Annotated in this window: 24 protein-coding genes and 1 tRNA gene; 15 read left to right on the top strand and 10 right to left on the bottom strand. The window is 74.0% G+C overall.

What is annotated here, in order from left to right:
• Positions 1-52 precede the first annotated feature (52 nt).
• The 3 genes from mnmC2 to IC605_RS04005 are packed head-to-tail and all read left to right on the top strand — an operon-like array spanning position 53 to position 2736.
• Positions 53-730: a tRNA (5-methylaminomethyl-2-thiouridine)(34)-methyltransferase MnmC2 gene (gene mnmC2, locus IC605_RS03995; RefSeq protein WP_216319356.1), complete on the top strand. Its 678-nt coding sequence runs from the start codon at positions 53-55 to the stop codon at positions 728-730.
• Positions 727-1701 (top strand): FAD-dependent oxidoreductase, encoded by a 975-nt coding sequence (locus IC605_RS04000; RefSeq protein WP_343216494.1) that lies wholly within the window; start codon positions 727-729, stop codon positions 1699-1701. The genes mnmC2 and IC605_RS04000 overlap by 4 nt, the downstream gene beginning before the upstream one ends.
• A 33-nt stretch (positions 1702-1734) precedes the next feature.
• Positions 1735-2736 (top strand): isocitrate/isopropylmalate dehydrogenase family protein, encoded by a 1002-nt coding sequence (locus tag IC605_RS04005; RefSeq protein ID WP_216319360.1) that lies wholly within the window; start codon positions 1735-1737, stop codon positions 2734-2736.
• Positions 2737-2931: 195 nt separating this feature from the next.
• On the opposite strand, the gene IC605_RS04010 is transcribed toward IC605_RS04005, so the two are convergent.
• Entirely contained in the window at positions 2932-3432 is a 501-nt protein-coding gene (locus tag IC605_RS04010) for a DinB family protein (protein ID WP_216319362.1), read from the bottom strand.
• Positions 3433-3532: 100 nt separating this feature from the next.
• Here IC605_RS04010 and IC605_RS04015 point away from each other — a divergent pair, with 100 nt between their 5' ends.
• The 3 genes from IC605_RS04015 to IC605_RS04025 all read left to right on the top strand — a co-directional run bounded on the left by IC605_RS04015 (position 3533) and on the right by IC605_RS04025 (position 6521).
• Entirely contained in the window at positions 3533-4525 is a 993-nt protein-coding gene (locus tag IC605_RS04015) for a helix-turn-helix transcriptional regulator (RefSeq protein ID WP_216319364.1), read from the top strand.
• 45 nt (positions 4526-4570) lie between these two features.
• On the top strand, positions 4571-5488 hold the full coding sequence (locus tag IC605_RS04020) for a phospho-N-acetylmuramoyl-pentapeptide-transferase (protein ID WP_216319366.1): 918 nt from the start codon (positions 4571-4573) through the stop codon (positions 5486-5488).
• Between the two features lie 82 nt (positions 5489-5570).
• Positions 5571-6521, top strand: a complete 951-nt coding sequence (locus IC605_RS04025) for a class I SAM-dependent rRNA methyltransferase (protein ID WP_216319369.1) — start codon at positions 5571-5573, stop codon at positions 6519-6521.
• Here the strand turns inward: IC605_RS04025 and IC605_RS04030 are convergent.
• Complete coding sequence (locus tag IC605_RS04030) at positions 6493-6753, bottom strand: hypothetical protein (protein WP_216319372.1); 261 nt, start codon at positions 6751-6753, stop codon at positions 6493-6495. The two genes, IC605_RS04025 and IC605_RS04030, sit on opposite strands and share 29 nt — an antisense overlap.
• Before the next feature lie 72 nt (positions 6754-6825).
• Between IC605_RS04030 and abxC the strand changes: the two genes are divergently transcribed.
• The 5 genes from abxC to IC605_RS04055 all read left to right on the top strand — a co-directional run bounded on the left by abxC (position 6826) and on the right by IC605_RS04055 (position 11452).
• Positions 6826-7476, top strand: coding sequence for a monothiol bacilliredoxin AbxC (gene abxC / locus IC605_RS04035; RefSeq protein ID WP_216319375.1), 651 nt, complete (start codon positions 6826-6828; stop codon positions 7474-7476).
• 194 nt (positions 7477-7670) lie between these two features.
• Entirely contained in the window at positions 7671-8489 is an 819-nt protein-coding gene (locus IC605_RS04040) for a hypothetical protein (protein WP_216319378.1), read from the top strand.
• Complete coding sequence (locus tag IC605_RS04045) at positions 8486-8908, top strand: hypothetical protein (RefSeq protein ID WP_343216495.1); 423 nt, start codon at positions 8486-8488, stop codon at positions 8906-8908. The genes IC605_RS04040 and IC605_RS04045 overlap by 4 nt, the downstream gene beginning before the upstream one ends.
• Positions 8909-9080: 172 nt before the next feature.
• Entirely contained in the window at positions 9081-10640 is a 1560-nt protein-coding gene (locus IC605_RS04050; protein WP_216319381.1) for a HAMP domain-containing protein, read from the top strand.
• Between the two features lie 92 nt (positions 10641-10732).
• Positions 10733-11452, top strand: coding sequence for a YqjF family protein (locus IC605_RS04055; protein ID WP_246580373.1), 720 nt, complete (start codon positions 10733-10735; stop codon positions 11450-11452).
• 7 nt (positions 11453-11459) lie between these two features.
• Here the strand turns inward: IC605_RS04055 and IC605_RS04060 are convergent, their stop codons facing one another.
• Positions 11460-12434: a hypothetical protein gene (locus IC605_RS04060; protein ID WP_216320269.1), complete on the bottom strand. Its 975-nt coding sequence runs from the start codon at positions 12432-12434 to the stop codon at positions 11460-11462.
• 11 nt (positions 12435-12445) lie between these two features.
• Positions 12446-12697: a hypothetical protein gene (locus tag IC605_RS04065; RefSeq protein ID WP_216319384.1), complete on the bottom strand. Its 252-nt coding sequence runs from the start codon at positions 12695-12697 to the stop codon at positions 12446-12448.
• Positions 12698-12800: 103 nt separating this feature from the next.
• Between IC605_RS04065 and IC605_RS04070 the strand changes: the two genes are divergently transcribed.
• Positions 12801-13961: an ABC transporter permease gene (locus IC605_RS04070; RefSeq protein ID WP_216319386.1), complete on the top strand. Its 1161-nt coding sequence runs from the start codon at positions 12801-12803 to the stop codon at positions 13959-13961.
• On the top strand, positions 13961-14659 hold the full coding sequence (locus tag IC605_RS04075; protein WP_216319389.1) for an ABC transporter ATP-binding protein: 699 nt from the start codon (positions 13961-13963) through the stop codon (positions 14657-14659). Before IC605_RS04070 ends, IC605_RS04075 begins: the two co-directional genes overlap by 1 nt.
• A 4-nt stretch (positions 14660-14663) precedes the next feature.
• Here IC605_RS04075 and IC605_RS04080 read toward each other — a convergent pair whose 3' ends face one another.
• On the bottom strand, positions 14664-15104 hold the full coding sequence (locus tag IC605_RS04080; RefSeq protein WP_216319392.1) for a hypothetical protein: 441 nt from the start codon (positions 15102-15104) through the stop codon (positions 14664-14666).
• A 64-nt stretch (positions 15105-15168) separates the two neighbouring features.
• On the bottom strand, positions 15169-17115 hold the full coding sequence (locus tag IC605_RS04085; RefSeq protein WP_216319395.1) for a hypothetical protein: 1947 nt from the start codon (positions 17113-17115) through the stop codon (positions 15169-15171).
• Positions 17116-17235: 120 nt separating this feature from the next.
• Here IC605_RS04085 and alr point away from each other — a divergent pair, with 120 nt between their 5' ends.
• Entirely contained in the window at positions 17236-18321 is a 1086-nt protein-coding gene (gene alr / locus IC605_RS04090) for an alanine racemase (RefSeq protein ID WP_216319398.1), read from the top strand.
• Between the two features lie 137 nt (positions 18322-18458).
• Here the strand turns inward: alr and fni are convergent, their stop codons facing one another.
• A complete protein-coding gene (gene fni, locus IC605_RS04095) occupies positions 18459-19520 on the bottom strand; it encodes a type 2 isopentenyl-diphosphate Delta-isomerase (protein WP_343216497.1) in 1062 nt (353 codons plus the stop codon).
• Between the two features lie 149 nt (positions 19521-19669).
• Between fni and IC605_RS04100 the strand changes: the two genes are divergently transcribed.
• A tRNA-Met gene (locus IC605_RS04100) sits at positions 19670-19746 on the top strand.
• Positions 19747-20007: 261 nt separating this feature from the next.
• Here IC605_RS04100 and IC605_RS04105 read toward each other — a convergent pair.
• From IC605_RS04105 to hpf, 3 genes are all read right to left on the bottom strand, one after another.
• Entirely contained in the window at positions 20008-20382 is a 375-nt protein-coding gene (locus IC605_RS04105) for a hypothetical protein (RefSeq protein WP_216319400.1), read from the bottom strand.
• Position 20383: 1 nt separating this feature from the next.
• Positions 20384-21469 carry a butyrate kinase gene (locus IC605_RS04110; protein WP_216319403.1) on the bottom strand — a complete coding sequence of 362 codons (1086 nt, stop codon included), beginning with the start codon at positions 21467-21469 and terminating at the stop codon, positions 20384-20386.
• 115 nt (positions 21470-21584) lie between these two features.
• The gene (gene hpf, locus IC605_RS04115; RefSeq protein WP_216319406.1) at positions 21585-22148 is read right to left on the bottom strand and encodes a ribosome hibernation-promoting factor, HPF/YfiA family; all 564 of its coding nucleotides are present in this window, start codon (positions 22146-22148) and stop codon (positions 21585-21587) included.
• Positions 22149-22288 lie beyond the last annotated feature (140 nt).

The raw sequence follows: 22288 nt of genomic DNA on the forward strand, positions 1-22288 counted from the left end.
TGTGCCGCCCACCCGGACCGGATGGGGTCCCGGCCCGTATCCTGTCCCGGCGATGAACGGCCCAGGCAGCCCCGCAGGCGAGATCATCCTGACTCCCGACGGCTCGCGCACCGCCGTCAGCGCCCGCTTCGGGGAGGCGTACGGCTCGCGGCACGGGGCGGCGGCGCAGGCCCGGCACGTCTTCGTGGAGGGGACGGGGACGCACGAGCACCCGGCCCCCCGCGTGCTGGAGGTCGGGTTCGGGCTGGGCGTCAACGTCCGGGCGACGCTGGCACGGGTGGCAGGACGCGGCGCGGCGCTCGACTACCTCGCCTACGAGTTCGACCCCGCCCCCGCGGACGTGCTGCGCGAGGTGGCGGTGGGGGGTGAGGCGGGTCACCATCCGGCGTGGCTCTCGCTCCTCGAAGGCTGGGGGCACGAGTCCCCGCTGACCGTTCAGGTGGAGTCCGTGACCCTCACGGTGCAGTTCGCGGACGTGCTGACCGCCCCGTTGCCCGAGAACTGGGCGACCGCCCTCTACCTCGACGGCTTTTCCCCCGCCCGCCATCCGGAGGTGTGGACCCCGGCCTTCGTGACACGGCTGGCCCGGGCCCTCGCCCCGGGTGGGGTGCTCGCCACCTACAGCGCTGCCGGACACGTGCGGCGATCCCTGGAGGCGGCGGGGCTGACGGTCGAGAGGCGGCCCGGTCCTCCCGGCAAACGCGAGTGCCTGCGGGGCTTAAAGCCGTGAACCCGCCCCACGTTCTTGTGGTCGGGGGAGGAGTGGCGGGGGCGTCCGTCGCCTATTTCGCGTCGCGGCTCGGCGTGCGGGTGACCGTCGTGGACGTGGGACGGCACGCCGCGAGCACGGTTCCCTCCGCCCTCCTCAACCCCGTGCGCGGTCAGTCGGGGGCCGTGGACGAACGCGCGGTGGAGGGCCTGCGCCTGACGTGGGCGCTCGTGGACGAGTTGACGGGGGCCGGGCACCCCGTTGCGCACGGGCGGGTGGGCGTGCTGCGCCCCGTGCCGGACGCGCGGGCGCGGCGGAAGTTCGAGCGTCACCTCCCCCCGGAGCTGCTCCACGCCTGGCTCTCCCCGCAGGCGGCACCCGTGGCCCTCGCCCCGGGGTGGGAGCACGCCCTGTGGCTGCCGGAGGGAGGTTGGCTCGACGGGGCGGCCTTCACGAGGGGGCTGCTCGCCCTGTCGGGAGCCCCGGTCGTGCGCGGGCGGGCGGTGGGGTGGGAGGCCCGCTCCGTCACGCTGGAGGACGGTCAGACCCTCCTTGGCGACGCCGTGGTCTGGTGCGGCGGCAGCGTCGGGGCGGGCTGGGCGGGTGAGGCAGCCACCCACCGGGCCGGGACGCTGCTCACCCTCGACCGCCCGGTGACGGACGTGCCCATGAGCTTCGGGGCGTACCTCGCCCCTGCCGCCGTGGGAGGCGTGCTCGGCGCGACCTTCGAGGCGCCCGCGGTGAGCTGGCGGGAGCCCACCCTCCCCCTGCGCTCGCTGGGCTGGCTCCTCGGCAGGGCGGAGGCGCTCACCGCCCTCGGCGGCGTGCGGGTGACGGGGAGCTGGAGCGGGACCCGGCTCTCCGGACTCGCCGCCGGGCGGACACCGGACGGGGCGTGGCGGCTCTCCGGGCTGGGGAGCAAGGGCTTCCTCCTCGGTCCCCTGCTCGCGCGTCACGTGGCGGGTGACGTGGTGCGGGCCGTCTCCGTGTGATGGGTGAGGGAAAGCTCGACTAGACTGCTCCCTATGGCGACTTACCGCATTTGTCTCATCGAGGGCGACGGCATCGGGCACGAGGTCATTCCTGCCGCCCGGCGCGTGCTGGAGGCGGCGGGCCTGGACGCCGAGTACGTGACCGCCGAGGCCGGGTACGAATACTTTCTCGACCACGGCACCAGCGTCCCGGAGGCCACCTACCACGCCGTCGAGAACACCCACGCGACCCTCTTTGGCGCGGCGACGAGCCCCAGCGGCGAGAAGCCCAAGGGCTTTTCCGGCGCGATCCGGCACCTGCGCCAGAAGTACAGCCTCTACGCGAACGTCCGCCCCACCAAGACCCGCCCGGTGCCCGGCGCCTACGAGAACGTGGACCTCGTGATCGTGCGCGAGAACACCCAGGGCCTCTACGTCGAGCAGGAGCGCCGCTACGGCGACACCGCCATCGCCGACACGGTGATCACCAAAGACGCCAGCGAGCGGATCGGCAAATTCGCCGCCGACCTCGCCCTGCGGCGGCGCCAGAAGCTCACGGTCGTCCACAAGGCCAACGTGCTGCCCGTCACGCAGGGCCTGTTCCTGAACACGATCCTCGACCACACGAAGACCGTGGAGGGCCTGAACACGAACACGATGATCGTGGACAACGCGGCGATGCAGCTCGTGCGCAACCCCACCCAGTTCGACGTGATGGTCATGACGAACATGTTCGGCGACATCCTCTCCGACCTCGCCGCCGGGTTGGTGGGCGGACTCGGCATCGCGGCGAGCGGCAACATCGGCGACAACTTCGGCATCTTCGAGAGCGTCCACGGCAGCGCCCCCGACATCGCCGGGCAGGGGATCAGCAATCCCACCGCGACCATCCTCGCCGCCGTCTTGATGCTCGACCACCTCGGCGCGCACGACGTGGCGCAGCGGATCGACCATGCCGTGAACACCGTCCTCACCGAGGGCCCGCGCACCCGCGACCTCGGCGGCACGGCGGGCACGCGGGAATTTACCGACGCGGTGATCGCCCGGCTGGGCTGAGCCCGAACCGCGAAACGCCGAGGGCCGGGGCGTGACTTCCCCGGCCCTCCGCCTCTCCTGCCCAGCTTCCCTCTCGCCCGTCCGGCCGCCTCCCATTGACCTCCGCGCCCATGTCGGGGGAGCGCGGGGGGAGTGGGCGGCCCAGGTCCACCGACCGTCCCGCGCCGGTCCCGAAGCCCCTGGCCCCCTCACCCCTCAGCGCTCGTAGAAGGGCGGCGGCTCGATGCCGAGGGCGCGGAGGTACACGTACCCCTGCCCCCGGTGATGAATCTCGTTGTCGATGGCATAGAGGGCGGTGACGAGCGCGGACATGGTGCCCCAGAAGAGGGCCTTGTCCTCGCCGTACCGGGAGGGCGGGACGGTGGGAAGCTCCACGTCCAGCCTCGCCGTCAGGTCGTCCCACTCGGCGAGCAGCGCCGCCTTCTCCTGCGGGGGCCTGGCCGACCAGTCGGGCTCGCGCCAGTCGTCGGTGACGAGGCCGTCCAGGGTGTAGGCCGCCACCCCGTGCATCTCCCACGCCAACTCGCCAAAAGAGCGCATGGGCGGGGCCGCGGTGAAGGTGAAGAGCTGATCGTCCGGGAACGCCTCGATCACCCGGCGGGTCAGGCGGCGGTGCCCCTGCCAGTCGGCGAGCAGGAACTCGGGCGTCATCAGGGAGGGCGTGGTGACGGCGGGAACGGTGCCTTGCTGCGTCATGGTTCCTCCATCGAAAGCCGACCGGAAGGGCTGCTTTCTGTCATCAGCGTAACGCCGATTCCCGTCAGGACCTGTCGCCTTGCCGTGGCACACTGGCCCTATGTACGACCCCTCGATGCGGGTGCTCACCGTGCTCGAACTCCTCCAGGCCCACGAGCGGGTGACGGGGGCGGAATTGAGCCGACGGCTGGAGGTCAGCCCGCGCACGGTGCAGCGGTATGTCGCCCGCTTGCAGGATCTGGGCATCCCGGTGGAGTCCACGCGGGGCGTGGGCGGCGCGTACCGCCTGAAGCCCGGTTTCCGCCTGCCGCCCCTGATGTTCAGCGGGGAGGAGGCGCTGGCGCTGGCGCTGGGCCTGCACGCCCTGCACCACCTCGGGCTGACGGCGCTGGCCCCGGCCGTCGCGGGCGCGAGCGCGAAGCTCAGCCGCACCCTGCCTCGCCCGCTGCGCGAACGCGTGGGGGCGCTGGAGGACGCGGTGCAGCTCGACGCCTTTCCCTGGACGGTGCCCACCGACGCCGCCGTGCTGTCGTGCCTGCTCGGCGCCGTTCAGGCCCAGCGGGCCGTGACCTTCGCGTACCGCTCGCACGAGGGGGTGCGGACCCGGCGGGAGGTCGAGGTCTACGGGGTCGTTCATCTGGACGGGCGCTGGTACGCGGTGGGGCGCTGCCGGTGGCGGGACGCGCTGCGCTGCTTCCGGCTCGACCGCATCTCGGAGCCCGTGGGGGGGGAGGGGGCCTTCACCCGCCCGCCCGACTTCGACGCCCGGGCCTACCTGCGCGCCACCCTGCCCTTCGCGCACGCCCCCTACGAGATCGAGGTCTGGCTGGACCTGCCCCGCGAGGAGGCGGCCTTGCACTTCGCCCCCGGGCGGGTGGCCCTCGAACCCGACCCCGCCTGCGGGGGAACGCGGCTGCGCTGCACGCGGGAGCACCTGGAATCCTTCGCCGCCATGCTGCTGCGGCTGGGGTGCGCGCTCTCCGTGCGTGAGCCGCCCGAATTGCGGGAGGCCTTCGCCGTGCTGGCTGGCCGGGCGCGGGCCGCCTGCCTGACCCCACCTGTTCCGGACGCACGTGCTACGCTCCCCGTTTGAGATGCTGGCCTTCTTCACAGTCCTGATCGTCTTCGGGGGTCGCGCGTGATGGTCGTCGCGGCCCTGCTCTCGTGGTTTTTGGTGGGCCTCTTCATCCGGGCGAGCCGGGCGCGCGGCTGGGGCCAGCCTGTGCGCCGTGACGGCCCGCAGACCCACCTGAAAAAGGAGGGCACCCCCACGGCGGGCGGCGTCGCCTTCGTGCTGGCGCTGGCGCTCGTCTTCTTCCCCCTCTCCCTGGCGGGCCGGGGGGGTGGCGAGCGCGAACTCCTGCTGATCCTGACCGCACTGGCGATGGGCGTGATCGGCGGGATCGACGACCTGCTCAAGATTCGCTCGCGGATGCGGGGGGGCGGCAAGAAGGAGCTGCTCGCCCGCGAGAAGTTCCCGCTGCAAATCCTCGTCGCCCTCGCCTTCGCCTTTTTCGCCGCGCCGCTCGCCAGCCACGAGGTCCTGCCCTCGCTCGGGCGGGTGCTCGACATCATCCTGCTGACGCTGGTCATGGTGGGCTCGGTGAACGCCTTTAACTTCACCGACGGGCTCGACGGCCTGCTCGCGGGCGTCGCCATGATCGTGCTGCTGCCCCTTCTCGCCCTCTCCCCGGTGAGTGCGCTGCTCGTCGCCGTCTTGCTCGGCTTCCTGTGGTTCAACGCCCACCCGGCGCGTGTCTTCATGGGGGACATGGGCTCGCACGCCATCGGGGCCGTCGCGGCGGGGGCCTACGTCCTGTACGCGGACGTGTGGCTCCTGCCCCTGGCGGCGATCATTCCGGTGGTCGCCGTCCTGAGCGTCGTCTTGCAGGTCGCGTCCTTCCGGCTGCGCGGCAAACGCATCTTCAAGATGAGCCCCATCCAGCACCACTTCGAGCTGAGCGGCTGGCCCGAGACCCACGTCACCGTGCGCTTCTGGGTGGTCACGGCGGTGGCGACGGCGGCGGTGTGGTGGGTGCTGGGGGGCAGGCCGTAGGGGTCAGTGGTCCGTGGGTCGTGGTGAGTGGGAGCGGGGGCGAGCGCCCCCGCTCCTCTTTTCCACCCTCTACACTCCCCCCGTGCCCCTCCCCCACCTCCCCACCCTCCTCGCCCGCCGCGCGAAGTTGCCCGGCGAGGGGACGACCGTGTACCGGGCGGCGCACACGACCGAGACGGACGGCCTCTTCGCGCTCGACGTGGCGGGGGACACGGGCGTGCTGAGCCTCTACGCCGACCTCACCCCCGGTGAGGAAACGCGGCTGGCGGCGGCGTGCGGCGACGCGGCTGGGCTGGCGGGCGTGTACCTCAAGCGGCGCCCGGTGGAGGCCCGGCACGCGGCGAACGTGGCGCGGGAATGGCTCTCCCCGCCCGAACCCGTCTGGGGGGAAGAACGGACCGACGTGGTGGCGCTGGAAAACGGCGTGCCCTTCCTGATCCGGCCCGGGGACGACCTCAGCATCGGGCTCTTCACCGACGCCCGCCCTATGCGCGCCTGGGTGCGGGAGCACGCGCCGCCGGGGGGCCGGGTGCTGAACACCTTCGCCTACACCTGCGGCTTCGGCCTGAATGCCGCGCTGGGTAGGGCCGAGGTCGTCAAGAACGTGGACCTCTCGCGCAAGGTGCTCGCCTGGGGGCAGGAGAACTACGCGCTGAGCGGCCTCGCGGCACCCGCCACCGATTTCCTCTACGGGGACGTGTTCGAGTGGCTTGCCCGGCTGCGTCGGCGCGGCGACACCTTCGACCTTGTGATCCTCGACCCGCCGAGCTTCGCGCGGGGCCGGGGCGGCGTGTGGCGGGCCGAATCTGACTACGGGGCCCTCGTCGCCTCTGCGGCGGACGTGACGGCACCCGGCGGGCGCCTGCTCGCCATGACCAACCACGCGGGGCTGTCGGAATCGGCCTTCGAGCGCCTCGTGGCGTCAGGGTTGACGAAGGCTGGACGGCGAGCGCATCTGGACACTCACCTCCACCCCGGCGAGGACTACCCCGGCGCCACCCACCTCAAGGCGCAGGTGTGGACGCTGGGTTGAGCGGCTCCTCCCGCGCCGGAACGAAGGGCGAGGGCTCGCCACCGATGAAGGTGCAGGGCACGTCGCCGAGGGGAACGGCCTCGCCCACGTCGGCGTGGACGGCGACCACCCCGCGCAGGGTCACGTCCACCACCGCGCCCGACTCGATCAGGGCCAACTCCCCGGGGGTCACGAAGGCGCCCACAGTCACCCCGCCGAGGAGGAAGCTGACGAACTCGCTCGCGCCGGACATGCTTCAGTCTAGCCTGCGGCCCCATGTGTTCCGCCTCACTTCGTTTTTCAAAGCGGGGGGTATCCTGGGGGCATGACGCAAGCCACGACGCAACCCGAACAGAAGCAGGTGCTCGTGCCCCTGACGACGCCCGAGGAGGTGGACACCTTCTTGCGGGAGTATCCGCTGGCGGCGGTCTTCAAGGCGGGCACCTGCCACAAGACGATGCAGGGCTTCGGGGTCCTGGAGACCTTCCTGACGCGCCACGACCTGCCGGTAGGCTTTATCCGGGTGGTGGACTGGCGCCCGGCGAGCAACCACGTCGCCGAGCGCACCGGGATTGTGCACCACAGCCCGCAGTTCATCCTCTTCAGGGAGGGCGAGCCGCAGTTCGAGGCCAACAACTGGGACATCACGGCCCAGACGCTTTCTCCTGTCTTCGAGGCGCAGGTGCCCCGCCGCCAGGGCGCGGGCGCGGTGGCGACCGAGGACAACGTGGAGCCCTACCGCCGCCTGATGCGGGCGTTCCTCGACGGCCAGCTCAGCGAGTGGGCCTTCCAGGACCAGTACGTGACCTTCTTTCGCGACGACGCCTCGCTGCGCAGCCAGCGCGAGTTCGAGGCCCTCTCGCGCCTCTTCGGCGACCCCGACGCCTACCACGGCGGGCTGCACCAGCTCGGCGCCCCCCAGGCGCGCGGCGACCTCCGCGCCCGCGTTCAGGACCTGCTCGCCGAACTCGGCTGACTTCACGGACCACCCTTTCCCCCGCCCGGCCGCGTGCCGTGGCGGGGCTTTTGCTGGCCTGTAAGCGGGCCGTAAGAGCGGGCGAGGTCTGATGAGGGGGCAAGTTCGCCCCACGCCGTGAAGTTTCGGTGACGGACCACGGCCCGCCGCCTCGTCCCCAGTTTCAACCGGCCTTTTGCCCCACGGACCCTGACATGCACCCAGCCCCGACCCCACCCGCCCTGCCCCTCGACCGCGCCGTGTACACGCGGCTTCACACCGATCACTACCCCTGGACGGAGGTGACCGTGGACCTCGCCGCGCGCCAGGCGGGGGGCCTGAGCGGCGTGTTCGAGGCGCGGCAGGAGGCGGGGTGGGCCCGCTTCGTGTGGGTGGCGGGCACCCTGCGCGGCGGCTTCACGGCGGCGGGCGACACCGCCTGGACCGCCGTGACGGCGGCCCTGCCCCGCGCAAGGGTGACCCTGGCGGAGCTGGACCCCGCCGCCGCCGACCTGTTCTGGAGTTGCCGGGAGGAGGCGCCCGAGCCGCTCGCGGGCGCGTGGCCGGACGCGCGGGACACGCTGGAACGCTCGGGCTTTTCCGGCCTGCTGCTGGGCGCCTCGGCGTGCAGCCACTGGCAGGCGGGGCGGCCGGTGGGGGGCACCCTGCCCCCCACCGGCGCCGTGTGCCACCGCCTGAGCCCACCCGGCAACGGCGGGGCGATCCTGGCGGACTTCTGGGCCGAGGTGATCGCCCTGACCCACCGCACCACCCCCCTCGACGAGGCGTGGCGGACCGTGTGCGTGCGGCTGTGCGCCGAGCATCCCTGCCTCGACCCCTTTGCGCAGGAGGTCACCGTGCAGGGCGGTCGGCTGCACGTCGAGCTGGACCTCCCCGCCGGGGAGTGGCGGCCCGCCCTGCTCGCCGCCTACCAGGGCACGCTCGCGCGGCTGGGGGTGCGGCTGGCCGACCTGCCGCTCGCCGAGCTGCGCGGGCGGCCCGCGTGGACGGCCGCCGGACTGGAGACCCCGTGACGCTGGAGGCGGGCGCCGGGACGCCGAGCTGGCCGCCGGGCCTGGGCGACGAGACGCCGCTGCCCTTCGCAGTGTGGCGGGTGCTGCACCACGTGGACGGCGTGCGCCCGCTGGCCGAGGTCGCCCGGCTGGCCCGCGTCACCCCGCCCGAGGTCGCGGAGGCGGTCGCGCAGGCGGCGCGCTGGGCCGGGCGGGCCTCGCAGCGGGGGCAGCCCGTCACGGAGGCCTCCGCCCGGGTGGTGACGGCGTGCGTCACGGCGGTCCTGGGGCCGATGGGGACTTTCCTCGTTGAGGACGCCCTCGACGACCTGGGGAACGGGGCGACCCTGGGGGCCCTGCTCTCGGCGGTCGCCGCGCAGCTCGGCGAGGCGCAGGTGCAGGCGTTCGTGCGCGGGCTGCGCGAACGGGGGCTCGCGTGAGGGGCCCCCCCGCCGGGCGGCGACCCCCGCCTCCCCCTCTTGGCCGCCCGTCCCCCGTTCGGCGGCAAGCCATTCATCTCTGCGGACGGCCCGAAAGGCCCGCGCCCGTCTCATCCCGCGACCGCGCCCCGGCGGAGCGGCAGACCAGCGAGACGGTCAGGAAAGGCAACCCATGAAGTACACGGTCGTGATTCGTCAACCGGTGCCCGAGGAGGTGCGGGCCGGGCTCGAAGAGCAGCTCGTGACGCGCTTTGGGCTCTCGCCCGAGCAGGCGGGCCGCCTCGCCGCCCGGCGCGCGGGCCGCCTGATGAAGCCCACCGGGCGCGCCCGCGCCGAGCTGCTGCTGCGCGTCTTTCAGGAGGCGGGCGTTTCGGCCATCCTGGAGGAGGTACGCGAGGAGACGGCGGTCCTGGCCGGGCCCTTTCAGGACCTCGCCGCCGCGCCCGCCCTGCCCAGGCGCCCGGCGCCCGAACCCGAGGGCAGCGTGGCCCTCGCGCCGGAGCCCGTCACCGCTTCCGCGCTGGACGGGCTCGCCCCCCCGGCCGGGGAGAGCTGGGCCGACCTCGCCGCCTCGGCCCGGGTCCCGGCGGACCCCTTCGCGCCCGACCCTTTCGCGCCGCCTGTCCTCGGGGGGCCCGACCTGTTCGCCCCGGTGCCGACGGCGGCCGCCGCGCCCACCGGGGAGGTGCAGGCGAGCGCGCCCCCGGCGAGCCCCGACATCTGGTCGGACTTCACGGGCGCCCTGACCGTGGCCGACACGGCGCCGGGGCCCCAGGCGGCGGCGGGCGCGGCGGAGACGTACCTCACGGCGATCTCCGACGAGCCCCGCGTGAACCTGGGGCCCCGGCGCAGCCTCGCCCGGCAGCTCACCTTCGGGGCGCTCGCGCCGCTCATCCTCTCCACCGCCGTGACGCTCGGGCTGCTCACCACGATCCTGCCGGGGCTCCAGCGTCAGTTGGTGGCGCAAAACGCGCAGGCGGTGGCGGTGGCGGTCGGCACCAGCCTCGACACCCGCGACCAGGAGACCGTGAACGCCCAGCTCGACACGCTGCTGCGCCGTTCCGAGGTGGGTTTCGTGCGGGTGGAACTTCCGGACGGCACGACCTACTTCCGCAGCGCGACCCCCGAGCTCGACGGCGTGTTGCAGGGCCGGGTCGCCCGCTTCCTGGGAGAAAATCCCGAGACGGGCACCTTCGTGGCAAGCGGCAGCCCCGCCGACGCCTACCGCGAGCAGCTCGCCCAGCTCAGCGAGGTCGGCGCGGGGAACTCGGCCCAGGCCCAGCGGCTGCGCCGCCTCGCCGACGCCAAGGAAAACCAGCAGTCGTCGCGCACAAGCTATGTGGTGAGCCGCCTCGGCGTGATGGAAACGCAAGACGGCGGACGCACGACCGCCGCCGCCACCGAAACCTCCCCCAACCTGCTCTACCGCATCTCCGTGGGCGTGGGCAACACGCAGGCCGCCGCCAACCTGCGCAACACGCTGCTCCTCGTGCTCGCCGTGTCGCTCCTCGCCCTGGGGCTGGCCGCCTCCTTCGCCGTGCGCAGCGCCCGCCGGGTCGTTCAGCCTATCGAACGCCTCGTGAAGGTCGCCGACGCGATCAGCATGGGCGACCTCACCCGCCCGGTGCAGGTGGGGCGCAACGACGAGATCGGCGACCTCTCGCAGGCCCTGGAGCGGATGCGCCTGAGCCTGGAGGCCGCGATGGACCGCCTGCGCCGCCGCAAGCGCTGACCTCCCCACCTGCACGGCCCGACCTCCGACGTGCCCCGGCCCGCTGCTGCCGGGGCGCCCCCCTGGGGCCTCCGGGCCGTATGCTCTGGCCCATGCGCCCCGCCCTCCCCCCGACCCGCGCTCCCTGGGTCCTGCGGATGACGTGGCGGGACCTGTGCTTCCTGCACTGGCCGGTGGCCCCGGAGGCCATCGCCCGCACGCTGCCCGCCGGGGCCGAGGTGGAGACCCGGGAGGGCCGGGCGTGGCTGGGCGCCGTGCCCTTCCGCATGACGGGCGTCTCGCCCCGCCTCCTCCCCGACGTGCCGGGGGTGAGCGCCTTTCCGGAGCTCAACCTGCGCACCTACGTCCGCGTGGACGGCGTGCCCGGCGTGTGGTTTTACAGCCTCGACGCCGCCCAGCCCCTCGCCGTGCGTCTCGCGCGCCGCCTCTTCCACCTGCCGTATTTCGACGCGCGGATGTGGGCGGACACGCGGGAGGGGGTCACCCGTTACGCGAGCCTGCGCACCCACCGGGGCACAGCTCCGGCCCGCTTCGCCGCCGCGTACCGCCCGGTGGGCCCGGCCCTGGACCCGGCACCGGGGAGCCTCGACGCCTGGCTCACCGACCGCCTGGTGCTCTACAGCACGGACGGGCGGGGCCGACTCTACCGGGGCCGGGTCGATCACGTCGCGTGGCCGCTGCGCCGCGCCGAGGCCGTGGTCACCGGGAACACCCTCGCGGACGGGCTGGGGGTGACCCTGGAGGGGGAACCGCACCTCCTGCACGCCGAGCGGCTGGAGGTGCGGGCATGGCCGCTGGAGCGGGTGCGCTGAGTCCCGCCTATTCGACCCCCTCCAGCCGGAACGCCTCCCGCACCCCCGCCTGGGCCGTCTCCCGCGCGACGGCGGGCACGTACGAGAGGGCCAGCACCGCCCGGTAGGTCCGCACGGCCAACTCCCGCTCCCCCTGCGCGTCGCGCACCTGCCCCAGCCGCGCGAGGACCAGCCCCGGCAGGCTGCGCGGCCCGTCGTCCGTGAGGGCGTGGGCGGCCCGTTCGAGCCGGGCGCGGGCGGCGGGCAGGTCCCCCACGGCGAGGTGGATACTCGCGGCGGCGGCGTCCAGCTCGGCCTTCGGGGTCACCGGGTCGCCCGTCTCGCGGTCCAGGGCCTCCAGCAGCGCGCCGAGGTCGTCGTCCTCGCGCAGTTGCCAGGCCCGGTCGGCGAGGGCACGCAGGCGGCCCGTCTCTCCGGGCACAAAGGCGCGCAGGTCGGGAAGTTGGGCGGCGGGCAGCCGTTCGAGCAGCCCCGGCAGGTCGTCAAGGGGGACGAGAACCACGCCCCGCTCGCCTTCCAGGGCGGTGGCGAGCGCCGTCAACCGCCGCTCCCGCCAGCGCGTGCCCGGCCCCTCGTCGAGGGCGGCGCGAACGGCGGCGTGGTAGGTGCGGGCCGCCCCCAGCACCTCGGCGCTCAGGGCCCGCCGAGGAGTCAGGGAGGCCATCAGCACCGCCGCGAACTCGCGCTCCGCCGCGGAGGCCGCCCGCAACCGCTCGCGGCCCTGGGGGTACTGGCTCAGGAAGGAGACGAACTGCTCATGGTCGGCCTCCGCCTGCGCGGCCCCGTCGTCTCCCCCCAGCTCCCGGAGGCGAAAGCGGGCGGCGGGCAGGGCGTCCCGCAGGGGGTGGTCGGGGTCGGGGCCGCTCGCCCAGCCCACTTCGGACGCACCCAGGAAACGCAACACCTCGGCGACCGTGCCCGCGTTGAAGGCCGGGTGGAGCCGGAAGAGGTCGCCCAGGTCGGGCAACAGGGTGAGGGGCAGGCCTTCGGCCGTCACGCGCCCACCCGCCCGCCCCGCGCCTGACTCGCCGTGATGTCGGTGAAGGGCGAGAGGGTCCGTCCCGTCAGGCGGATGACCACCGCCGCCTCTGCCTCCAGCGAGGACGAGCGGCAGCGCGGGGCGGGCCGCTGGTGACGGTGCTCCTGGCCGCCGCCCCCCGGCACGTCCCGCGCCCACCACCACCGGGCGGACGGCGCCTCCGGCCGCGCGACCGGCACACCTTCGCTTGTGGGGGCAGCGCTCATGGGAGGCAGTCTAGCGGGGGCGGCGGGCGCCCCGCCCTGGCTCGCCCCTTCAACCGCAACCCTTCCCGCCCTCGTCCCGGGCCGGACAGCGTAGCTTGGGCACGTGAACTGGTCCGATCTCTGGGCGCTCGCGTGGCGGGGCCTTTCCCGCCGCCCGGTGCGCACGCTCCTCACCGCGCTCGGCATCACGGTGGCGGTGGCGAGCATGGTGGTCTTCCTCTCCCTCGGCGAGGGCGTCCGCAAGGTCTTCACGGCGGAACTCGGCGGCATCGGCCCCGACGTGCAGGTCAGCCTCAGCGGCTTTTCGCAGGGCTTCGCGCCGCAGCCCAACCTCCCGCAGTCGGTTGTCGGGGACATCCGGAACCTCGCCGGGGAGCTGGGCATTACCACCGTCACGCCCGTCGTGATGACGGTGCGCAGCAGCCTCGACGTGTCGCAGAGCGTGGTGCTCTACGGCCTCCCGGCGGCGCAGGGCGTGCAGGCGGTCTTTCCCAAGGTCACCCCGGCGGCGGGGCGGGCGCTCACCCCGGCGGACGAGGGACAGGGCGTGGCGGTCGTCGGGGCGAAGGCGGCGCAGAACCTCCGGTTGAAGCCGGGGTCGGTCCTCAACCTCAACCGCCGCAACCGGGTGCGGGTGGTGGGCGTCCTGGCGCCCGAGTCGGGGCTGGTGGACAGCTTCATCTTCCTGCCGCTCTCGACCCTGCAACGGGCGGAGGGCGCGCAGGGGCGGGTGTCGCTGGTGGCGCTGAAGCTGGCGAACCCGCGGGGCGCCCGCACGGTGGCGACCACCCTGGGGAAGCGGCTGAACGTCGAGGCGCAGACGCAATCGGACTTCCTCTCCTTTGTGGAGCGGGCGCTGCGGATCAGCGACGCGGTGCGCTTCGGCATCTCCCTCATCGCCCTGATCGTGGGCGGGCTGGCGGTGGCGAACACGGTCATGATGGGCGTCTTCGAGCGCACCCGCGAGTTCGGCACCCTGCGCGCCATCGGGGCGCGGCCCACCTTCGTGCGGGCCCTCGTCCTCACCGAGTCGCTGCTCCTCGCGCTCGCGGGCGGGGTGGGCGGCCTGCTGCTCGGCCTCGGCGGCATCTGGGCGGTGAACCTCTATACCCAGAGCCTCGCCGGGATCGACGCGGCGGCCCTCACGCCCCGGCTCACCGCGCTGGCACTCGGGATCAGCCTGCTGCTGGGGCTCGTCTCCGGTCTGCTCCCCGCCCGCAGCGCGAGCCGCCTGAGCATCACCGAGGCGCTGGGGCGGGTGTGATGACGGTGACCTCCTCCCCCCCCGCCGTGTCCGTCCTCTCGGCCCTGGACCTGTCGCGCGTCTACCCCAGCGGTGAGGGCACGGTGACGGCGCTCGCCCCCTTCACCCACGCCTTCCCCCCGGGACTCACGGCGGTCGTCGGGCCCAGCGGCAGCGGGAAAAGTACGCTGCTCAACCTCCTCGCAGGCTTCGACACCCCCACCACGGGCCGGGTGACGGTGGACGGCACCGACCTGCACGCGCTCTCGGAAGCCGCGCGGGCGGACTTCCGGCTAGCGCACTACGGCTTCGTGTTCCAGAGCCACAACCTCGTGACCATCCTGACCGCCCTGGAGAACGTGGAGTTTCCCCTGGCGCTGGCGGGCGTGCCCCCCCGGGAACGGCGCGAGCGGGCGCGGGCCCTGCTGGACGAGGTGGGGCTGGGCGCACGCGGCGGGCACCTTCCCTCGCAGCTCTCGGGCGGGGAGGCGCAGCGGGTGGCGGTCGCCCGCGCCCTGGCCCGCGACCCACGGGTGATCCTCGCGGACGAGCCCACCGGCAACCTCGACAGCCGTACCGGGGAGCGGGTGCTCGACCTCCTCCTCGCCCCCGCGCGGGCAGGCCGCACCGTCGTCCTGATCACCCACGACCGGGACGTGGCGGGCTTAGCCGACCACACGCTGCGGGTGCGGGACGGGGTGGTCGCGCCTCAGGACTGACCGCTCACTGGATGCTCGCCCGCGCGTCGCGCAGCCACAGCACCCGGCCCTTCTCGTCCTTGAGGCTGACGACGACCTGCACACCCTCGCCGGAGTGCAGGCCGTCAGCGGCGCCGCGCCCGGTGCCCTGGAGGCAGCGGTCCTGACCGCAGTCGCGGCGGTCGCGGGCGGCGACGGGGGCGTTCCACACCCCGTCTTCCGTCACCACGTACACGCCCGTGACCTTGAGGTCGGGGATCGGGGCGCGTTTGGTCTGCACCCGCACCCGCACCCGGAAGGTGTCCTCCGTCAGGGAGGGGGTCGCCTCGGCGCGCAGGCTGCGGCCGCCGACCTGCAAGGTGGTCGGTGCGGTGAGCAGGTCCCCGGCGGTCGGCTCGGGCGTTCCCAGCGTGCCGCACGCGCCCAGCAGGGCGGCGACCACGGGCACGGGCCAGAGACGCATCATGAGGACAGGATAACAGAAACCGCCTCTCATGAGGAGGCCCCCTTCACCCGGCGGGGAGGCTTCCCTACCAGCTCAGGTCGGGCGCGGTGACCACCCGGTCGGCGGGGAGGTCGGTGAAGAGGGGGTAGGTCAGGGTGTAGGTGCCGGGGACGACCCGCGCGAGGACGATGGCCTCGCCCTCGACCCGGGGAGCGACGCTGGCGAGGCCGGGGCCCCGCACGGAGACGGGGCCGCGCACGGCGGGCGCGCCTCCCCCGGCGGGCAGGGGGTCGATCACGCGGAGGTTTTCGAGGGGGGTGTCCACGTTGAGGGTCAGGGTGACCGTGAAGCCGCGCGCGCCGGGCTCGGCGGTCTTGCTGAGGTTGGCGCGGCCCCCGCCCTGCACGGTGCGGGTGACGTTCGCGCCGCCGGGGTTGTGCACCCGCGCCTGCCCGGTGCTGCGCAGGTCGAAGGGGTCGAGGGTCACCTCGGCGGTGTCGGTGCGGCACACCCGGACGGGCACCTGCACCCGCAGCGGAGAGACGGCGCTGAGGCTGCCGGAGAGCTCGGGGCGGCTGTCGCTCACCCAGCCCGCCGGGAGGGTCAGCCGCAGCCGGACGGGCAGGCGGTAGGGAAACTCGGTGCGGGCGGTCGCGGTGAGCTGGGTCACCCCGCAGGGGTCCACCACGTCGGGAAAGGTGACGAGCGAGACCTCGGGGCGCACCCGGTACTCGATGGTGACCCGGCCCGTGCCGTTGTCGGTGACCTGGGCGGGGGGCGGCGGGACGACCGTGCTCCCCGGCAGCGGGGTCGGCGTGACCGGGTAGTCGCCGGGCGTGAGGGGGACATTCACGGGCGTGGTGAACGTTCTCCCCGCCACCTGGAAGGAGATGCCGCTGAGGGGCAACCGCTCGCGGCCGAACACGGCGACCGTCTCCACCGTGAGGAAGCCCTGGGGCGAGCGGGCCACGAAGCGCACCCGCGTGAAGCCGGGGCGGTAACGCACCTCGGTGGGGGAAACCACGTTGCCCGTGCCCTCCAGCAGGGTGCTCCCCACGGGCACGTACCCGGCGGGGAGGCTGGGCCGCACGAGATTGTCCCCCGCCACCGTGTAGCTCGCCCCGGGAACCGGGCGCCCCTGCGGATCGACCACATCCACGAGGAGGCGGTTCGTCAGCCGCGCGCCCCTCGGCGGGGTGAAGCCGCCCACCCGCGCCCGGACGAGCGTGCCCCCGAGGCGGAAGGCGTAGCGCAGCGCGTTGGAGGGCTGGCGGGTCGTGGGCAAGACCCGCAGGAAGACCTGCCACTCCCCCAGTTGATCTGCCGCGACGGTAAAGCGGTCGGTCGCCGTCCTCCCGTTCGTGCTGGGGGTGAGGTTGACCCGCCGCCCGCCGGGCAGCACGGCCCAGGTCTCGACCTCGCGCCCCCCGTCGAGGTCGTAGTTCGAGAGGTCGAGGGGCCTCCCCACCCACGCCGAGGTCACGTTGAGCCGCGCGACGAGGACGGGAGAGGGGTCGTTGCCCCGGGCACCCGCCGAGAAGGCGGTCGCCTCCAGCGCGAAGGGGGCCGCGACCCGCAGGGCGAAGGCGTTCTTGCCGTCACCCCGGCTGCCCACCCGCAGGGTGTAGGTGCCCGCCGGGAGCCCGCCCGCGAAGAGGCCCTCCCAGGTATGCTCGCGGGTGGGCGTGAAGCGCCGCTCGGCGATCACGCCGCCGGGCCCCGAGAGGGCGAAGGTCGTCTCGAAGGGCTCGCCCCGGCGCCCCGCCTCGTCCCCGAGGTAGCCCGGCCCGCGCCGCCCCTCCGCGTCCGCGAGGTTGAGAGACGGGCTGTAGACCTCCAGCCCGAGGGGCTTCCCGGCGTCCCCGGCGGGAACACGGATCACGTACGTCTCCTGCGCCTGCGGCCACCCCTGGCCCACCGACACCAGGGGCAGGGTGCCGCCGGGCGCGGCGGTCTGGGCCGGGGCGAGGGGGCCCGCCAGGGCGGCCAGGGTCACGAACGTGGTGCAGGAGAGGGCTCGGCGCAGGGTCACGTGCGGCCAGGATACACGGGCCCCCGCCGGGCGCGCGGGCTTTCCCCTGCCGGGGGAAGGGGTCCAGACAGCGTGGCCCTCGCCCGCTCGCCCAGGCACCGGGGCGCCTAGCATGGGGGGGTGCTGCCCCGCGCCCAGGCCCTGATCTCCGAAGCCGCCCTGAACGGCAACCTCACCGCGCTCGCCCGGCGGGGGGGCGCCCGGCTGCTGCTGCCGGTGAAGGCGGGCGCCTACGGGCACGGGCTGGAGGCCGTGGCCCGGACCGCCGCCCGCCACCCCGACGTGTGGGGCTTCGGGGTGGCGGTGCCGCAGGAGGCGGTGGCCCTCGCCGCGCTGGGGCTCGGCAAACCCGCCTTGCTGCTGACCCCGCCCGCCCCGGAGGAGGTCTCCCCTCTCGCCGACCTCGGCGTGCGGCTGCCCGTCGCCTCCCTCGCCGAGGCGGACGCCCTGCCCCCCCACGCCCGCGCGCACCTCAAGGTCGACACCGGCATGAACCGCCTCGGCGCCCGCCCCGGGGAGGCCGTGGCGGTGGGCCGCCGCCTCGCCGAGCGCGGCCTGCTGGAGGGGGCCTACACCCACTTCGCCACCGCCGACGAGCCCGACCTGTCGTTCGCCCACGAGCAACTCGCCCGCTTCCGGCGGGTGCTGGAGGCGTTGCCGCCCGTCCTCGCCCACGCGGCGAACGGCGGCGGCGTGCTGAGCTTCGGGCCGCTGCCCGGCCTCACGCTCGCGCGCCCCGGTCTCGCCGCCTACGGCTTCGCGCCCGCGCACCTGCGCGACCGGGCACCCCTCACCCCGGTGATGACCCTGCGCGCCCGCGTCACCCACGTCCACCCGGTCCACCCCGGCGAGACCGTCAGCTACGGCGGGCTGTGGCGGGCGACGCGGGAGACGACGGTCGCCACGGTGGGCTTCGGCTACGCGGACGGCTACCCCCGCAATGCGACCGGACAGGCCCACGTCCTCGCCGGAGGCGAGCGCCGCCCCGTGCTGGGCCGCATCTGCATGGACCAGTTCATGGTGGACGTGACCGGGCTGGACGTCCAGACGGGCGACTGGGTGGAGGTCTGGGGGGCCGGAGACATCACCGTCAGCGACGTGGCCGCCTGGGGAGGCACGGTCGAGTACGAGGTGCTGACGGGGGTGGGCGCCCGGGTCGCGCGGCTGGTGCAGTCCGGCCAGACGGCGGCCTCGGAGCCTCTCTGAACCGCCGGGCGGCGTTCCTCACGGACAAGATGGGCCTGTTTTCTGCCCCTCCCCCCTTGTGGGCAGGTCGGGAGGGGGAACGCCAACGCCATCCCGACGCCCTCCACTCCCCGTGCGGAAGCTTCGCAACAACGCCCTCAGGACAGTGAGCCGGGAGCGGTCTCCAGTTCCGCCGTCCCCCGCACCTCCTCCACACCCGCGTACCCCCCGACGAAGAGGGCGACCCGCAGCTCGTGGATGAAGCGCGCCAGCCACGCCTCCACCGCCTCGGCGCTCTCCAGCGCGGGTTCGAGGAGCGGGCGGGCCACCGCGACGACCCGGGCTCCCAGGGCGAGGGCCCGGGCGGCGTCGAGGCCCGTGCGGATGCCGCCCGAGGCGATCAGCGGCAGGTCGGGGGCGGACTGGCGGGCGTCTTGCAGGGCCCGTGCGGTCGGAACGCCCACCTCGCACAGGTCGGGGCTCAGGACGCTTCCAAAGTGGACGAGCTGCTCGACCCGCGCCCAGCTCGTGCCGCCCGCGCCCGCCACGTCGAGGGCCGCGAAGCCCAGGCCCGCCGCCGCGCGAACCGTCCGCGCGTCCAGCCCGTGCCCGACCTCCTTGAGGATCACCGGGAAGGGCAGCGCGGGCACGACCTCCGCGAGCCGTGCCGTCAACCCCGCCCAGCGCGTATCGCCGCCCGGTTGCAGGGCCTCCTGAAGCGGATTGACGTGGATGGCGAGGGCGTCGGCCCCGACCTCGCGCACCGCCCGCGTGGCCTCGCGCGCCCCGTACCCCAGCCCGAACTGCGCCGCGCCGAGGTTGCCGACGAGGAGGATGTCCGGCGCCACCTCGCGCACCCGGAAGCTGACCGCCGCCTCGGGACGTTCGAGCATCACCCGTTGCGACCCGAGCATCATGCCGACCCCCAGCCGGGCGGCCGCGGTGGCGAGGCGGCGGTTGATCAGGGCCGCCCGCTCGGCCCCGCCCGTCATCGCGCCGATCAACACGGGCGCCCGCAGGCTCTTGCCCAGGAAGGTCGTCTCCAGCCGCACCGCCTCGAGGTCGAGTTCGGGCAGCGCCCGGTACGGCCAGGGCACCCGCTCCAGCCCGGTCGTCACTCCCGCGTACTGGCTCTCGGGCCGCAGGCAGGCCTCGATGTGCCGCAGCTTGCGGGCCTGAATCCCGCTGGCCTCCTCCGGAACCACGTCGCCCGCCGTCACACGGCCCAGCCTACGCGCCCGCGCCTTCCCGGGCGGTGGGCTGGGGTACGGAGACGGCCCGTCCCCCCATCCGCGGCAGGCGTTGACAGAATCGGGACCTCACGCTACTATCTTTGAGCGCCGGAGGAGACGCCGGATGCGAAGGGCGACGCAGGGTAGAGCAGTCTGGTAGCTCGTCGGGCTCATAACCCGGAGGTCACAGGTTCAAATCCTGTCCCTGCAACCAAAGAGAGACCCCACCGGGAGGTGGGGCTTTTTCGTTTCGGCCGGTGGGCCCGCCCTGAAGCGTTGGCCGAAAGAAGAGGGCGCGTCCTGACTTGTCCCTCCGCGAAGGGTCCGGTGCAGTGAAGACGGGACCTCTCGCCGCGCCCGGTCTGACCGTGCTCCTGTGTCAAACACCTCGGAAGGCGAGCACGAGGCCCTCACCCTGCGTGGCAGGGCGCCCCCTCTGCCGTGAGGCCGGGGAAGGTCGGGCCTGCGCCGTGCCTCAGCGCATCCGGTCGCGCACCTCGGCCAGCGTGTCCTCGAAGGCGTCCTGAAAGTCGTCCTCCAGGGCCACGTCGCGGATGAGTTCGTCTTGCAGGGTGGTGGTCTGCTCGCGCGCCCAGCGGACGCGGGCCTGCCGGGCGGAGCTGACGTTGCCCTTGCCCGCGACGAAACGGGCCGCGTGCCGCACGGCCTCGCGGGGGTCGTCGGTGGGGGCGACCACGCTGAGGTTGCGCAGGCCGCCCCGGTCGTTCACCAGGGAGCAGATGACTTCCACCCGCACGCCCCGCCGGGCGAGGAAGACCTGATCCACCCGCCACATGCTCGTGGCGCGGATGGGCTCGGGGGCGGCGCGGGGAATGCGGCGGCGGGCCATGTCAGCCGCTCCCGGCAGCGGGCACGGCGGGCGGCGTCCACTCGCGCGGCGGCTCCAGCCCGAGGAGCACGCGGCCCGCGCCCTCGGCAAGGGCTTCGAGTTCGAGTTCGCCGGGAATCACGATCACCGGGGCGATCCAGGCGAGCCGCCGCTCGATACGGTCCACCAGGCTGTCCCAGCGGGCGATTCCCCCCGTCAGGGCAATCGCGTCCGGGCGGGCCGGAAGCGCCCCGCACTGCTCGCCGACGGCCTTGCACGCCCCGTGCACGAAGGCGGCGGTGGCGGCCTGCACCTCGGGGTCGGTCGCCTCGCGCGCCTCCAGCTCCCGCAGGTCCGCCGTGCCCGTCAGCGCCAGGAAGCCGCTCTCGGCGGCGAGGAGACGGCGCACCTCGGCGCCCGTCCGCTCCCGGGCGAGGTCGAGCAGGGCGCCCGTGGGCAGCGGCCCGGCCTGGAGCGCCCCCAGCGGGCCGCCGTCGGGGCCGGTGCCCGTCGTGTCGACCGCCCGCCCGCCGTCGAAGGCCGTCACGCTGGTCGTGGCCCCCAGGTGCGCGACGACCACGCGGGCGTCTTGCAGCCGCTTGCCGACCTCGTGCGCGGCGCGGCGGGCGACCACCCGGGCGTTGAGGGCGTGGAAGCGGGCCTCCCGGGTCACGCCCGCCACCCCGGTCACGCGGGCTTCGGGCAGCAGCTCGTTCACGCTCTGCGGGTCCACCACGAAGGCGGGCACCCCCCGCACCCCCGCGACGGCGAGCGCGAGGGCGCCCCCGAGCCCCGCCGCGTCCCGGCCCGCCGAGGCGGCAAAAGAGGCCAGCTCGGGCGTGACCCGGTACGTGCCCGCCCGCACCTGCCCCAGCCAGCCCCCCCGGGCGACGAGCGCGTCGGGGGCGGGCCACCCTTCGGTGGCCTCCAAGACCGCCCGCACCAGCGCCGCCAGGTCTTCCTCGCCGGGTGGACCGGGCAGCGGCACCTCCGCGCGGGTGAGGCTGACCCGGAGCTGGCCGGGCAGGGCCGGGTTGTCGCTGGGCAGGAGGGTCGCGCACGCGAGTTTCACGCTGCTGGAACCGGGATTGACCACGTGCGCGATCATGAACGCCCCAGCCTAGCAGATGGCGGGCCCCCCGCGCCCCGGCGTGTGAGGGAAACGTGAGGGGGTGGGGGGACGGGGCCCGCGCCCCACCCTCCCCACCCGTCCCGAGCGGCGCTCAGCTCGGCTCGATCAACCCGTAGTTGCCGTCACGGCGGCGGTAGACGACCGCACAGCCGCCCGTGTCCATGTTCTTGAAGACGTAGAAGTCGTGGCTCAGGGCCTCCATCTGGGTCACGGCGTCTTCGGGGCTCATGGGGCGCATGTCGAACCTCTTCTGCCGCACGATCTCGGGCCGGAAATCCTCCACGTCGTCGTCGGACACCTGAGCTTCCCCCTCGGCGGGGGCGGGAGCGGGTTCGGGCAGGGCGTCTTGGCGCCGCTTCATGTAGCGGGTCTTGAACTTGCGAAGCTGGCGCTCGAGCACGTCCGACGCCCGGTCGATGGCGGCGTACATGTCGGCGTGGTGCTCCTCGGCGCGGATGACGCCGTTGGGGACGTTGAGCTGCACCTCGACGCGGTTGCGCCGGGCGGCGTCGCGCACGTCCCGCACGGTGAGGGTCACGCGCGCCTCGGTGATCTGGTCGCTGAAGCGGTCCAGGCGCGTGAGCTTTTCCTCGACGTAATCGCGCAGCGCGTCGGTCACGTCCATGTTCCGGCCAGAGAGCTGGTAGATATGCACGGCTTCACGTCCTTTTCCCGGAGGGTAGGCAGCTTCCGGGAATTCACTCTAAGCGCCTTCCGGGTGGCCTGTCAGACGAATGGCGCACAGCGAGAGTTCATGAGGGCCGGTATCGTGAGGAGGTTGGAGGCGCCGCCCCG

The organism is Deinococcus aestuarii, assembly GCF_018863415.1.
GTDB classification, from domain to species: domain Bacteria; phylum Deinococcota; class Deinococci; order Deinococcales; family Deinococcaceae; genus Deinococcus; species Deinococcus aestuarii.